The sequence below is a fragment of the Pseudoxanthobacter sp. M-2 genome (assembly GCF_046156265.1).
Classification (GTDB): domain Bacteria; phylum Pseudomonadota; class Alphaproteobacteria; order Rhizobiales; family Segnochrobactraceae; genus CAMDHY01.
The window spans coordinates 50,065-62,887 of sequence record NZ_JAWDIR010000043.1 but is presented as its reverse complement, the minus strand read 5'-3'; the positions used below and the strand labels follow the sequence as shown (position 1 = coordinate 62,887).

The following is a 12,823-nucleotide window of genomic DNA, read 5'->3' as shown; positions in this document are numbered from 1 at the left end:
GGACGCCGCCATCGTCACACCCTTGCAATGCGCCGACGATGCGGCTATCTCGATCCCGCCGCGGCGCTCCGCAAGGACCCGCCGCCGGCCACGCGCCCGTAGCTCAGCTGGATAGAGCACCAGACTACGAATCTGGGGGTCGGACGTTCGAATCGTTCCGGGCGCGCCATTTCACTAACCACCGAGACTGATCCCCTGCGGCTGCTCGTCGAGTGCTCGAGATGAGTCCCGGCTCAGCCGTTCGGCGATCGCGTCGAAGACCAGTCGCACGCGCTTGCTCGTGTGCAGCTCGCGGTGCGTGACGAGCCAGATCGGTACTTGGATCCCGGGCCAATCCGGCAGCAGCCGCACCAGGCCGGGCGTGCGCTCGGCGATCTCGCGCAACATCATGCCGACGCCGAGCCCCCGCCGCAGCATCTCCCACAGGACGACGGCGTTGGCCGAGACGAGACGGCACTGATCGGCCGTCACGGCGATGCCGACCCCGGCGAGATGCGCGACGAACTGCTCGACCGGATCGAAAGCGAGCAGGTCGACGCCGCCGAGGTCAGCCACCTTTCGCGGCAGGCCGTTCCGGGCGATCCACGTTTCCGCCGCGTAGAAGTGCGCGGGCATTTCCGAGACCAGCCGGCCGATCAGCTCCGGCTCCGTCGGGCGGACGTGGCGTATGGCGATGTCGGCCTCTCGACGCCTGAGGTCGCTGATCGAATCGGTGGAGATCACGACGAGGGTCAGCTGCGGGGCGAGCTCCCGGATGTGCTCGAGGATGTCGGGGAGCAGATAGGCGGAGATCGCATCGGTGGCGGAGATCACGACGCGCCCGGTGATGTCCTCCGACCTGCCAGCGGCGGCGAGCGCCAACGCCTCCGCGGCCGCGGCCATCGCCCGTGCGTGCTCGAGGAGGCCGCGCCCGGTGTCCGTCAGCACCAGGCGCTTGCCCACGCGCTCGAACAGGGTGACGCCGAGGCTGGCCTCCAGTGCCGCGACCTGACGCGACAGCGTCGGCTGCGTCAGGCCGAGCCTCTGCGCCGCCGCAGACAGCGAGCCGGTATCCGCCGTGGCGCAGAAGGCTCGCGCGAGGTTCCAGTCCAACCCACTCATACGTTTACGTATATCGATCGTGCAGTGTTCGGCAATTCTCGGCATAAGCGCATGTGCTAATCCCTCGGGCGAGGGAGATGCCCATGCTTCGAGACACCCGTGACGCCGCCTTCTGGGACCGGATCGCCCGCAAGTATGCGAACGACGCGATCAAGGATATGGCCGGTTACGAGCGCACCATCGAGCGGACGCGCACGCTGGTGCAGGGCGCCGATGCGGTGCTCGAAATCGGCTGCGGCACCGGCACCAGCGCCCTGAGGATCGCGCCCGTCGTCGGCCGGATGGTCGGCACCGACGTCGCGGGTGAAATGGTCGCCATCGCCCGCGAGAAGGCAGGCGCGCAGGCGTGTGCAAACGTCGACTTCGAGGTTGCCGCCGCCGACCGAACCGCGGGGACGGCCGGCTCCTTTGACGCCGTGCTGGCGTTCAACGTCCTGCATCTCGTCACCGACAGGGCGGCCACCTTGCGGCACGCCCGCCACCTGCTGAAGCCGGGTGGCCTGTTCATCTCCAAGACACCCTGCCTGTCCGAGATGAGCCCTCTCCTGCGGCTCGCCGTGCCGGTGGCGCAGGCCTTCGGCAAGGCGCCCCACGTTTCGTTCTTTGCCGCACTCGACCTCGAGAGCGAGATCGAGTGCGCCGGCTTTACGATCATCGAGCAGGCCCGCCACGGCTCGGGCCGCAAGGACCCGCGGATCTTCATCGTCGCGCGTGCACCGGATTTCGAATCGGCGCAGGGCCGCGTCGACGATGAGGAGCGACGAGTGAGAGAGGCGCTGTAGGGGTTCGCCCCCCGGCCCGCCGCCGGTCGCCCGCCCGGGCTGGACGCGCCGGGCGAAAGGGCCGAGACTCGTGAACTGGCGGATCACGGGTCGCGCGACGATGCCCCTGCCCTTCTTCGACTCTTCCCGTCGCGCGCACCTGCCGCCGCGTGTCGAGCGTGCGCTCCTCGCCGAGCAGGACCGGGGCGAGCGCATCATCGGCTGGGTGCAGCTCGGCATCGTCGCGCTGTTTGCGACGCTCTACTTCGTCTCGCGTCCGGCCGAGGGCCAGATGCCCGACGCCGGGCACTGGATCTTCTCCGCCGGCGTGCCGGAATGGCTGCGGATGGTCGTGCTCCACATCGCGGGGCGCCCGGTGCCGTGGGCGCTCGCCGTCTATTTCGCCGTCACGGTCGTCCGCCTCGTCTGGTCCTATCGCGGCCGCCTGCCCCCATGGGCGCTGCTCGCCTCGATCCTGATCGACGTCACGCTGCTGATGGGGCTGATCTGGAGCTTCCACATCCAGTACGGCCAGCCGGCCGCCTTCTATCTGAAGGCGCCGACGGTGCTCTACGTCTTCATCTTCATCGGCTTGAGGGCGCTTCGCTTCGACGAGCGCTATGTGCTCGCCACCGGCCTCGTCGCCGCCGCCGGCTGGGTGGTGCTCGTGGTCTACGCCGCCCTGTCCGACCCGAGCGGGATGCCGGCGACACGCAACTACATCGAGTACATGACCTCGCCGAAGATCCTGTTCGGCGCCGAGATCGACAAGATCGTCACAATCATCGTCGTCAGCTTGCTGTTGTGGCTGGCGATCCGCAACGCCCGCCGGCTGCTGCAGCGCGCCGTCGTCGAAGGCGAGGCGGCGCAGGACCTGAAGCGCTTCTTCTCCCCCGCCATCGCCGCCCGGATCACCGGGGCGGACGAGCCGATCCAGTCGGGCGAAGGCAGGCTGTGCGAGGCGGCGGCGCTGTTCGTCGACCTGCGCGGCTTCACCGCCCTGACCCGCAGCCTGCCACCAAGTGAGACGGTCGCCCTCCTCGCCGATTACCAGGCCCGCATGGTGCCGGTGATCCAGGCGCACGGCGGCACCATCGACAAGTTCCTCGGCGACGGCATCATGGCGAGCTTCGGCTGCACGCAGCCTTCCGACACCTACGCCCGGGACGCGCTCGTGGCCGCCGATGCGGTGATCGCGGCGGCCCACGACTGGTACACCGCCCGCGAGGCCGCCGGCCGGCCCGTCGCCCGCGTCGGCGTCGGGGTCGCGAGCGGACGGATGCTGTTCGGTGCCGTCGGCGATGCAAGCCGACTCGAGTACACCGTCATCGGCGACGCGGTGAACCTCGCCGCCAAGCTCGAGAAGCACACCAAGGCCGAGGGCGTGCAGGCCCTGACGGACGGGCCGACATTCGATCTCGCGGTGATGCAGGGGTACGAGGGCACCGCGCCGGTTCGCCGGCTGGCGACCGTCGCCGGCGTCGACACGCCGGTCGAGGTGGTGGTGCTGGCATAGGCACCTCGGCGCGACGAGTGACAGCGAGGGGAAGGTATGGGCCGGACTGCCACCACGACTGCGCCAGTCTCCGTCTTCCTGCAGTTCCACCGCTTCATCTGGGCGCTGCCTCTCGCCTACGCGATCCACATTCCCGAGGAGTACTTCGCCGGCTTCACCGGCTGGATGGGCCAGCACCTGCACAGCCGCATGACCGATCAGGGCTTTCTGCTCAACAACGCGGCCTTCATGATCATCCTGCTGTCGCTCACCCTGTGGGCGAGCCGCAGCCGCTCGTCGCTCTCGGCGTTCGTCTTCCTCGGCTGGGCGAGCGGCAACCTGTTCTGGAACTTCGTCTTCCACCTCGTGACGACGATCTACGTCGACAGCTACTCGCCGGGCCTGGTGACCGCGTCGCTGCTCTACTACCCGATCGCCATCTGGGCGGCCGTGCTGGCGGTACGCTGCGGTCGCCTCGGCGTCAGCGGTGCCGTCGGGGCGTTCGCCATCGGGGCGGGGCTGATGCTGTTCGTGATCTGGGCGGGGCTTCTCAGCTTCGAACTGCCTTTCGCCTGACGGATGCGCGCGGCGGGCAGCGCTACTCTCCGCGGCCCTCGTCGGTGAAGGTGACGTAGCCCCAGCGCCAGCGCAGCACGGTGCCGACGGCGCAGAGCGCCGCAAAGGCCCACGCAATCGTCGGAAAATGGTCGGGCAGCAGGCACATCAGCACGAAGACGAGGATCGTCTCGGCGCCCTCGGCGAGGCCGCCGAGATAGTAGAGGCCCTTCTGCGGGAATGCCGTCGACATCAGGCCGCGCCGCTCGGCGATGGCGGCGAAGGCGAGGAAGCTGCTGCCTGTCCCGACGAAGGAGACGACGAGGGCCGCGGCGGCGAGGCCGTTCTCCGCGGGGTCGTGGATCGCGAAGCCCAGCGGCACGAGGGCGTAGAAGACGAAGTCGAGCGAGAGATCCAGGAAAGCGCCGCGGTCGGTCGGACCGTTGAGGCGGGCGATTTCGCCATCGAGACCGTCGAGCAGACGGTTGGCTAGGATGAGGCCAAGGGCGAGGCCGAACTGTCCCATCGCGATGAGTGCCACGCCGCCGAGGCCGAGGCCGAAGCCAACCAGGCTGACGGCATCGGCCGTGACGCCGGCCGCGGCAATGCGCCGGGCGAGCGGGTGCAGCAGCCGGCGCTGGAGGGGCAGGAGGTGACGGTCGAACATTGCGCGCGCCCAGCCGCCCGTTAGCCGCCGCCGGCCTTGCGCCGCTTCCACGCCCGGTAGCCGGCAGGGATGAGGGCGACGATGCCCAGAAGCAGGAAGGCGAGGAACATCTTCATCGAAAAGAGGTCACCGACGCTCGAAATGGTGCCGAGCTCGCGGCCGAGGTTCGCGTAGACGAAGGTGCCCGGGATGATCCCGACCAGCGTCGCGAGCACGAAGGTGCGCAGCCGCACGTCGAACAGCGCCGGCAGGATGTTGACGAGGAAGAACGGGAACAGCGGCACGATGCGCAGGAACAGCAGGTACTCGAAGGCATTCTCCCGCATGCCCGCCGCCACCCGCTCATAGAGCGGCCCGGCCTTGCGCCGCAGGCCCTCGCCGAAGGCGGTGCGGGCGACGAGGAAGACGACGGTCGCCCCCGCTGTTCCCGCGACGACGACGAGGAGCGTGCCCAGCGCGGGGCCGAACAGGAAGCCGCCGAGCAGTGTCGCGACCACGGCGACTGGCAGCGACAGCGAGACGATGAGGACATAGACGAAGACGAAGGCGATCGGCGCGATGACGGGATGGGCCGCGACGAGGGCGAGGAGGTCCTTGCGGCGCTCCTTGACGCTCTCGAGGCTGAGGACGTCAGTCACGCCCGACAGGTGGGCGGCGACCGCCGCAGCCACCAGCACGATGAGGACGATCCAGCCGCGCTTGCCCATCGCCCTTCGCCTTCGGGTCAGAGGGCCGGCAGCTTGGCCAGCCACCGGACCAGCCAGCGGGTCCGGTCGCTGAACAGCGACGGCTTGTACCACGCGCCGGCCGCCTGCTTGCCGATCTCCGAATAGGTCGGATAGGGCAGCACGAGCCCGGCGAGGTGGCGCAGCTTCAGGCGCCGGTCGATCGCGAGCCCCCAGAGACCGATCAGTTCGCCGGCGCCCGGCCCGACGATCGAGCAGCCGAGCACCCGGCCTCCCTTTTCGGCGACCACCTTGATCAGGCCTTCGGTCCGCCGCTCGGCGACGGCACGGTCGAGCCCGGTAAACGGCAGCATCAGCGACTGTGCGGCGTCGCCGTAACGGGCCCGGGCCTCGGCGAGCGTCAGCCCGACATGAGCGAGTTCCGGGTCGGTGTAGGTCACCCACGGCAGCGCCCGGTAGTCGACACGCGCCGGCAGACGGAAAGCGATGTTCCGCACCACGATGCCGGCGTGATAGCCGGCGATGTGGGTGAACTGGGGCCCGCCGGCGGCGTCGCCGATGGCGTAGACGCGCCGGTTGCTGGTGCGAAGGCGCGCATCGACCGTGATGCCCTTGGGGCCGTAGGCGACGCCGGCCTTGTCGAGATCGAGGCCCTCGACCGTCGCCTTGCGTCCTGTCGCGACGAGGACGTGCGAGGCCGCGAGGCTACGTTCACTGCCGCCGCCGATCGCGACCGCGACGGACGTCCCGTCAGCTTCGTGCGCGAGCGACGCGACCTGGGCGTGTTCCAGGATGTCGATCCCCTCCCCCACCAGGGTCCGCCGAACGACCTCGACGAGCTCCGGCTCGTCCTTCGGCAGGATGGTGTTCGTCTCGACGACGGTGACGCGGCTGCCGAGGCGCCGGTGCGCCTGTGCCATCTCGATGCCGATCGGCCCGCCGCCGATGACGACGAGATGCTCCGGGACGACGTCGAGATAGAAGATCGTCTCGTTGGTGAGCACGCGGGCGGGATCGAGGCCGGGGATCGACGGAATCGCCGGCATCGAGCCGGTGGCGACGACGAAGGTCTTCGCCGCGATGATCTCCCCGCCGGCCTGCAGCCGTCCGCCGTCCAGGAAGCGGGCATGGGCCTTGATGACGTGGACGCCGAGGCCCTCGAAGCGCTCGACGGAATCGTGCGGTGCGATCGTCGCGATGGTACCGCGGATGTGGGCGTTGACGGCGGCGCGGTCGGTGACGAAGGCGTGCGGCGGCACGCCGGCGAGCGTCGGGTGGCGATGCGCGTGCATCAGCTTGGCCGCCGCCAGCAGCGCCTTCGACGGCACGCAGCCGGTGTTGAGGCAGTCGCCCCCCATGCGGCCGGCCTCGACCAGCACCGTCGAGAGCCCGAGCTGCGCGACGCCGGCGGCGACGGACAGACCAGCCGAGCCGGCGCCGATGATGCAGACGTCACACTTCCGCTCGCCGCCCATCCCGATCTTCCGGCTCGCCCCACGCCGCAGAGACATCCGCATCTGGAGCTTGGATTTTGCAGCACTCGTTCTAGAATAACAATGGCCTGTCGGCAGCGGCGTCGACGATGAGGTCGCCACGGGATTGTCCGGAGATGGGACGTAACAAGAGCTTCGACGAAACCGAAGTGCTGGACAGGGTGGTCCAGCGCTTCTGGACCCGTGGCTACAAGGCGACGTCGGTGCGCGATCTCGAACAGGCGACGGGTCTGACGACCGCCAGCCTCTACAACGCCTTCGGCGACAAGAAATCGCTCTTTCGCAGCGCCCTGCAGCGCTATCTCGACCTCTCGACCCGGCGGCGCATCGCGGCGCTGGAAACGAGCCCGCAGCCGCTGGCCGCAATCGAGACGTTCCTGCGCTCGGTGGTCGAGCTGTCGGCGTCGAGCAGCGATGGCTGCTTCCTGGTCAACTCCGCCGTCGAGGTGGCGGCGCACGACGTCGACATCGGCGCGGACGTCGCGGCGGCGCTCCGCGACGTCGAGGCCGCGCTGCTGGTTGCGATCCGCCGCGGCCAGGCGGACGGTTCGATCACGGCCGACGTGGAGGCGAGCCGGCTCGCGACCTCGGTGATGGGGACAATCGTCGCCATCCGCGTCATGTCCCGCCTGCCGGTCGAGCGACACACACTCGAGGTGCTGGCGGAGAATCAGTTGGCTTCCCTGCACAGCGGCGCGGGTGCACCGCTCGCCGCGGGCGGCGACGCTCCGGTGGCGGCCGCGCGGCCGTCTCGGTGATCCCGGCCGGCGCACGGGCGTATGGTGTCGGGACGTGGCGGCGGGTGCCGGCATGAGGACGAGGATGCTGCTCGTGGGCGGAGGGCACAGTCACATCGAGGTCGTCCGCCGCTTCGGCCTGACGCCGCCGGCCGGCATCGACCTCACCCTCGTGTCGCGCGAGGCGACGGCGCCGTATTCGGGCATGCTGCCGGGCCACGTCGCCGGTCTCTACCCGCTCGATGCGATCGGCATCGACCTCGCCGCGCTCTGCCGGATGGCGGCGGCGCGGGGCGCCGCGGTGCGCTTCGAAGCCGCTGCCGTCGAGCGGATCGACCCCGACGCGAAGACCGTTCGCACCGCCGACGGCCGGACCCTCGCCTACGACATCCTGTCTCTCAACCTCGGCTCCACCCCGAGCCGGCCCGGCGCCGTCGGGCTGGCGGTGAAGCCGATCCCGGACTTCCTCGTCGCGCTGGAGGCGCTGCGGGAGCGCGTCGCTGCTGCCTCGCGTCCGCTCCGGCTCGCCGTCGTGGGGGCCGGCCCGGCCGGCGTCGAGCTCGCCCTGGGGCTGCAGCATCGCCTCGCCAAGATGCCGGCTGGCGACGGCGCGGCGGTACAGATCACGCTGGTGGCGGCGTCTCCGGAGCTGCTGCCGGGACGGAGCGCGCGGACGCGCCGCCTGATCGACGCCACCCTGCGCCGCCGGGGCATCGACGTGGAGCTGTCGTTCGAGGTTGCCGCCTTCCGCGACGGAGCCCTCGTCGACGCCGATGGTCACAGCCTGCTGGCCGACGAGGTCGTCTGGGCCACCAACGCCACGGCACCGAAATGGCTTCGGGAGACCGGCCTCGCTCTCGACGAGCACGGCTTCGTGCGCGTCGACGCGACACTCCGCTCCCTATCGCATCCGTCGGTATTCGCCGCCGGCGATGTCGCCTCGCCTCCGGGCCGCGTGTCGAAGGCCGGCGTCTTCGCCGTGCGTCAGGGGCCGGTGCTCGCCCACAATCTCAGGCGGGCGGCGACGGGCGGACGGCTTCGCCGCTACCGGCCGCAGCGCCATTGGCTCGCCCTGATCTCGACGGCCGACGGCCGGGCGGTCGCCGACAAGTTCGGGCTGTCGGTGAGCGGCCGGTGGGTCTGGCACTGGAAGGACTGGAGCGACCGTCGCTTCGTCCGGCGCTACGGCGCCGGGCGTCCGTGACGGCGCCCGAGGAAGGAACCGTGATGTTCGGATCGATCGGAAGGCGTGCCGTTGCTCTCGCCGCATCCTCGCTGCTCATCGCCGGGATCATCGGCCCCGTCACGGCGGCCGACCCGGACCCGGCGGACTGGCCGGCAGTGCTCGCGGCCGCGCAGGGCCAGCATGTCTACTTCCACGCCTGGGGTGGCTCGCAGTCGGTCAACGACTACATCGCCTGGGTCGGCAGCCAGACCGAGGCGCGCTTCGGCGTCACCCTCAGCCACGTCAAGCTCGCCGACACGGCGGACGCCGTCGCGACCGTGGTGGCGGAGAAGGCGGCGGGCCGCGACGCCGGCGGCGCCGTCGACCTCATCTGGATCAACGGCGAGAACTTCGCCTCGATGAAGGACCGGGGCCTGCTGCTGACGCCGGGCTTTGCGACCAGGCTGCCGAACTGGCGCTATGTCGATACCGACAACCCGAGCGTCACCGTCGATTTCACCGTCCCGACCGACGGTCAGGAATCCCCCTGGGGCGGTGCGAAGCTCGTCTTCTTTGCCGACACCGCGCGCACCGGCGACATCGCGGCGATGCCGAAGTCCGCGACCGAGCTGCTCGCGTGGGCGAAGGCCAATCCCGGCCGCTTCACCTATCCGGCGCCGCCGGACTTCACCGGCTCGAGCTTCCTGAAGCAGGTGCTGATCGAGACGATCGCGGATCCCGAGATCCTCTCCAGCTCTGTCGACGAAACGACGTTCATGGAGGTCACCGCGCCGCTGTGGGCCTGGCTCGACGAGATCCAGCCGTTGCTGTGGCGGCAGGGGCGCGACTTCCCGAAGTCCTACCCGCAGATGAAGCAGATGCTCGCCGACGGCGAGCTCGGCATCATCTTCGCCTTCAATCCGGCCGAAGCCTCGGCGGCGATCGCCACCGGCGAGCTGCCGGACACCGTCAGGTCGTTCGTGTTCTCCGGCGGCACGCTCGGCAACACGCACTTCGTCGCCATCCCCTACAACGCCGCCAACAAGGCCGGCGCGATGGTGGTGGCCGACTTCCTGATCTCGCCGGAGGCGCAGCTGCGCAAGGAGAACCCGGCCGTGTGGGGCGATCCCACCGTGCTGGCGATGGACAGGCTGGCACCGGACGAGCGCGCCGCCTTCGCGGCCGTGGACCGCGGCGTCGCCACGCTGCCGCCCTCAGAGCTCGGCCCGGTGCTGGCGGAGCCGGATGCGTCGTGGATGACGCGCATCGAGACGGAGTGGCGGGCGCGCTACGGCAGCTGACCGCCCTGCCCCGCCGCACGCCCGTGCCGACCACCCCTGCCGCCACGCCAGCGCCGTCCACAGGCCCAGGCCCGGCGGTCCGCCTCCTTTCGCCCGGTCCGGCGCGGTCGGCGGCACTGGTGCCCTGGGCGATCGCCGTCCTCCTGGCGATGCCGGTCGCGGTCGGCCTCGCTGGCGCGGCCCTGCCGGCCTTCGGCTACCTGCCGGCGCTGGGCGGCACCGATCCGTCGCTGGAGCCGTTCCGACGCCTCTTGGCCGAGCCGGGCATCGCCGGCTCGCTCGCGCTCTCCGTCGCGGCCGGACTGGTGACGACGGCGTTCTCGCTCGGCAGCGTCGTGCTGTTCGTTGCCGCCTTCGCCGGAACCCGCGCCTTCGCGCTGGCGCGCCACGGGCTCGGGCCGCTGCTCGCGGTGCCGCACGCGGCCGCCGCCTTCGGCTTCGCCTTCCTGATCGCGCCCTCGGGGCTGCTCTTCCGCTTCGCCGCGCAAGCCTCGGGGGAGACGCTACCGCCAGACCTCCTCGTCATCGGTGACCCGCTCGGCCTCGCGATGATGGCCGGGCTCGTCGTCAAGGAGATCCCGTTCCTCCTCCTCGTCGTCTTCGCGGCGCTGCCGCAGGCCGACGGTGCGCGCCGACTGCAGCTCGCCCGGTCACTCGGCTACGGCCGCATCGCCGGCTTCGCTCTCGGCGTCTGGCCGGCGGTCTACCGGCAGATTCGCCTGCCGGTGCTGGCCGTCGCCGCCTATGCCTCGTCGGTCGTCGACGTCGCCCTGATCCTCGGGCCGTCGATGCCCGCGCCGCTCGCCGTGCGGGTGGTGGAATGGGCGGGCGACCCCGACCTGACGGTGCGCTTTCTCGCCTCGGCGGGGGCGATCCTGCAGGTGGGCGTGACCCTCGTCGTCCTCGCCGCCTGGATCGGCCTCGAGCGGATCGGCCACGGACTCTGCCGGACGCTCGCTGCGGGTGGGTGGCGCTTCCAGTCCGATGCCGCGCTGCGGGCGGTGGCGCCGATCGGCGTGATGGTCGCCGGCGTCGCCGTTTTCGCCGGCCTCGCCATGCTGGCACTGTGGTCGGTCTCCGGCCTCTGGAGCTTCCCGGCGGTCCTGCCGTCGAGCTTGGAGCTCTCGACGTGGCAGCGCGCGCTGGCGGGCACCGCCGGGGCGATGACGACGACCCTCATCGTCGCGGCGGCGGCCGCCGCTGTCGCTTGCCTCGCCGTCGTCGCCCTGCTCGAGGGCCGTCGCCGCTCGGCCGGTGGCGGGAGGTCAAGCGACCGCGTGCGGTTGCAGCCGGCGATCGCCGGCCTCCTCTATGTGCCGCTGATCGTGCCGCAGGTCTCCTTCGTGTTCGGCCTGCAGGTTCTGATCCTGTCGGTCGGGCTGTCGCCGTCGCTGTGGCTCCTGACCGCCGCCCACCTCGTCTTCGTCGCCCCCTACGTAGCGCTTGCGCTGGCCGACCCGTGGTTCGCCCTCGACCCGCGCTATGAGCGCATGGCAGCGAGCCTCGGCCACGCCCGTGTCGCAACCTTCCTCCGGGTCCGCGTGCGAATGCTGACGGGGCCGATCCTGATCGCCGTCGCCATCGGCTTCGCGACGTCCGTCGGCCTCTATCTGCCGACCCTGTTGATTGGCGCCGGCCGATTGCCGACGATCACCACCGAAGCCGTGGCGCTCGCCTCGGGCGGCAACAACCGGACGATCGGGGCCTATGCGCTGCTGCAGACCGCCTTGCCGTTCCTAGCGTTCGCGCTCGCGAGCCTCGTGCCGGCCCTTCTCGCCCGCAATCGCCGCGCCATGAGGCCCGGATGAACGACGGAACGGGGCTGCGGCTCGATACGATCGCCATCCGCCACGGCCAACGGCACCTGCTCGCCGTCGATGCGCACGTCCGCCCCGGCGAGGTCCTCACCGTCATGGGGCCCTCCGGCTCGGGCAAGTCGACCTTGCTCGCGCTGGTCGCCGGCTTTCTCGACCCAGCCTTCGCCGCGACCGGCCGTGTCGTCCTCAACGGGCGGGACCTGTCCGGCCTCAGGCCGGAACAGCGGCGCATCGGCCTCCTGTTTCAGGACGCCCTGCTCTATCCGCATCTCTCGGTCGGCGGGAACCTGCTGTTCGGCCTCGTGGCCGACGTGTGCGGCCGCGCCCTTCGCCGTCGCACGGCAGAAGAAGCGCTGCGTGAAGTCGGCCTGGAGGGCTGCTTCGACCGCGACCCGGCGACCCTCTCCGGTGGCGAGCAGGCGCGCGTCGCGTTGGCGCGAACCCTGCTGTCGCGCCCGGAGGCACTGTTGCTCGACGAGCCGTTCTCGCGCCTCGACGCCGACCGGAGGCAGGCCGTCCGGACGCTGGTGTTCGGTCTCGTGCGCGAGCGGGGAGTTCCCGCCATGCTGGTGACGCACGACCGGGCCGACGCAGACGCTGCCGGAGGGCCGGTGATCGAGATCGGCGCCATGACGCCGTTGCCTTGAGATCGAGGCCGTGCCCGCGGCGGCGCGGCCGGCGGTGCGTCTTTCAGCCGTAAGCAGTGCACCACACAATCGACGTAGCAGCAGGACGTCGTGATACGTCAGAACTACTGACATAAGTCGTTCATGAGCATTCGCTGTCGTGCGGCGGCGTCACCCGAGCAGAACGCGCCCGGACAATCTCATTTTGCATCACTGTCGCATTTTGCGTCTGACAGATCGTCCCGCAGCAACTTGCCAACGCGCGCTCCTGCAGTGATCCCAGCGATTGCGCACGGTTTCTGAACTGGCACACCGCTTGCAACGAGTATCGTCAGAATAATGATGACTGGTCCATGCGGACGAGCCACGACAAGAACGAAGGGGGAGGTCCTGGAAACGCCGCGTCTTCGTAAGGCGCG

Annotated in this window: 12 protein-coding genes and 1 tRNA gene; 9 read left to right on the top strand and 4 right to left on the bottom strand. The window is 70.3% G+C overall.

The window, feature by feature from the left end; all coding sequences use genetic code 11:
* Nucleotides 1-92 precede the first annotated feature (92 nt).
* Nucleotides 93-169: transfer RNA gene (locus tag RUR49_RS17955), tRNA-Arg, on the top strand.
* Nucleotides 170-174: 5 nt separating this feature from the next.
* Here the strand turns inward: RUR49_RS17955 and RUR49_RS17950 are convergent.
* Nucleotides 175-1,146: a LysR family transcriptional regulator gene (locus tag RUR49_RS17950; RefSeq protein ID WP_409147775.1), complete on the bottom strand. Its 972-nt coding sequence runs from the start codon at nucleotides 1,144-1,146 to the stop codon at nucleotides 175-177.
* Between the two features lie 38 nt (nucleotides 1,147-1,184).
* Here RUR49_RS17950 and RUR49_RS17945 point away from each other — a divergent pair, with 38 nt between their 5' ends.
* The 3 genes from RUR49_RS17945 (at nucleotide 1,185) to RUR49_RS17935 (ending at nucleotide 3,933) form a co-directional block, all read left to right on the top strand.
* Nucleotides 1,185-1,883: a class I SAM-dependent methyltransferase gene (locus RUR49_RS17945; RefSeq protein ID WP_409147774.1), complete on the top strand. Its 699-nt coding sequence runs from the start codon at nucleotides 1,185-1,187 to the stop codon at nucleotides 1,881-1,883.
* Between the two features lie 100 nt (nucleotides 1,884-1,983).
* Nucleotides 1,984-3,378, top strand: coding sequence for an adenylate/guanylate cyclase domain-containing protein (locus RUR49_RS17940; protein ID WP_409147773.1), 1,395 nt, complete (start codon nucleotides 1,984-1,986; stop codon nucleotides 3,376-3,378).
* A gap of 36 nt (nucleotides 3,379-3,414) precedes the next feature.
* Entirely contained in the window at nucleotides 3,415-3,933 is a 519-nt protein-coding gene (locus RUR49_RS17935) for an HXXEE domain-containing protein (protein WP_409147772.1), read from the top strand.
* Nucleotides 3,934-3,955: 22 nt separating this feature from the next.
* On the opposite strand, the gene RUR49_RS17930 is transcribed toward RUR49_RS17935, so the two are convergent.
* Genes RUR49_RS17930 through RUR49_RS17920 form a run of 3 tightly spaced genes read right to left on the bottom strand, consistent with a single transcriptional unit; the run spans nucleotide 3,956 to nucleotide 6,740 of the window.
* On the bottom strand, nucleotides 3,956-4,579 hold the full coding sequence (locus RUR49_RS17930; RefSeq protein WP_409147771.1) for a CDP-alcohol phosphatidyltransferase family protein: 624 nt from the start codon (nucleotides 4,577-4,579) through the stop codon (nucleotides 3,956-3,958).
* A 20-nt stretch (nucleotides 4,580-4,599) separates the two neighbouring features.
* Entirely contained in the window at nucleotides 4,600-5,286 is a 687-nt protein-coding gene (locus RUR49_RS17925) for a TVP38/TMEM64 family protein (protein WP_409147770.1), read from the bottom strand.
* A 17-nt stretch (nucleotides 5,287-5,303) separates the two neighbouring features.
* Nucleotides 5,304-6,740 (bottom strand): dihydrolipoyl dehydrogenase family protein, encoded by a 1,437-nt coding sequence (locus RUR49_RS17920; protein WP_409147769.1) that lies wholly within the window; start codon nucleotides 6,738-6,740, stop codon nucleotides 5,304-5,306.
* Nucleotides 6,741-6,874: 134 nt separating this feature from the next.
* Here RUR49_RS17920 and RUR49_RS17915 point away from each other — a divergent pair, with 134 nt between their 5' ends.
* The 5 genes from RUR49_RS17915 to RUR49_RS17895 all read left to right on the top strand — a co-directional run bounded on the left by RUR49_RS17915 (nucleotide 6,875) and on the right by RUR49_RS17895 (nucleotide 12,425).
* A complete protein-coding gene (locus RUR49_RS17915; RefSeq protein WP_409147768.1) occupies nucleotides 6,875-7,516 on the top strand; it encodes a TetR/AcrR family transcriptional regulator in 642 nt (213 codons plus the stop codon).
* A gap of 64 nt (nucleotides 7,517-7,580) precedes the next feature.
* Nucleotides 7,581-8,699: an FAD-dependent oxidoreductase gene (locus tag RUR49_RS17910; RefSeq protein ID WP_409147767.1), complete on the top strand. Its 1,119-nt coding sequence runs from the start codon at nucleotides 7,581-7,583 to the stop codon at nucleotides 8,697-8,699.
* Between the two features lie 35 nt (nucleotides 8,700-8,734).
* Nucleotides 8,735-9,961: an ABC transporter substrate-binding protein gene (locus RUR49_RS17905; RefSeq protein WP_409148125.1), complete on the top strand. Its 1,227-nt coding sequence runs from the start codon at nucleotides 8,735-8,737 to the stop codon at nucleotides 9,959-9,961.
* A gap of 149 nt (nucleotides 9,962-10,110) precedes the next feature.
* Entirely contained in the window at nucleotides 10,111-11,769 is a 1,659-nt protein-coding gene (locus RUR49_RS17900; protein WP_409148124.1) for an ABC transporter permease, read from the top strand.
* Nucleotides 11,766-12,425, top strand: coding sequence for an ATP-binding cassette domain-containing protein (locus RUR49_RS17895; protein ID WP_409147766.1), 660 nt, complete (start codon nucleotides 11,766-11,768; stop codon nucleotides 12,423-12,425). The genes RUR49_RS17900 and RUR49_RS17895 overlap by 4 nt, the downstream gene beginning before the upstream one ends.
* The last annotated feature ends 398 nt before the right edge of the window (nucleotides 12,426-12,823 follow it).

What these genes read in the sequence shown, in the direction of transcription:
- RUR49_RS17920 (WP_409147769.1), bottom strand. Translation starts at nt 6,740, where the DNA reads ATGGGCGGCGAGCGGAAGTGTGACGTCTGCATCATCGGCGCCGGCTCG.
- RUR49_RS17915 (WP_409147768.1), top strand. Translation starts at nt 6,875, where the DNA reads ATGGGACGTAACAAGAGCTTCGACGAAACCGAAGTGCTGGACAGGGTG.
- RUR49_RS17940 (WP_409147773.1), top strand. Translation starts at nt 1,984, where the DNA reads ATGCCCCTGCCCTTCTTCGACTCTTCCCGTCGCGCGCACCTGCCGCCG.
- RUR49_RS17900 (WP_409148124.1), top strand. Translation starts at nt 10,111, where the DNA reads ATGCCGGTCGCGGTCGGCCTCGCTGGCGCGGCCCTGCCGGCCTTCGGC.
- RUR49_RS17935 (WP_409147772.1), top strand. Translation starts at nt 3,415, where the DNA reads ATGGGCCGGACTGCCACCACGACTGCGCCAGTCTCCGTCTTCCTGCAG.
- RUR49_RS17945 (WP_409147774.1), top strand. Translation starts at nt 1,185, where the DNA reads ATGCTTCGAGACACCCGTGACGCCGCCTTCTGGGACCGGATCGCCCGC.
- RUR49_RS17895 (WP_409147766.1), top strand. Translation starts at nt 11,766, where the DNA reads ATGAACGACGGAACGGGGCTGCGGCTCGATACGATCGCCATCCGCCAC.
- RUR49_RS17925 (WP_409147770.1), bottom strand. Translation starts at nt 5,286, where the DNA reads ATGGGCAAGCGCGGCTGGATCGTCCTCATCGTGCTGGTGGCTGCGGCG.
- RUR49_RS17930 (WP_409147771.1), bottom strand. Translation starts at nt 4,579, where the DNA reads ATGTTCGACCGTCACCTCCTGCCCCTCCAGCGCCGGCTGCTGCACCCG.
- RUR49_RS17910 (WP_409147767.1), top strand. Translation starts at nt 7,581, where the DNA reads ATGCTGCTCGTGGGCGGAGGGCACAGTCACATCGAGGTCGTCCGCCGC.
- RUR49_RS17950 (WP_409147775.1), bottom strand. Translation starts at nt 1,146, where the DNA reads ATGCCGAGAATTGCCGAACACTGCACGATCGATATACGTAAACGTATG.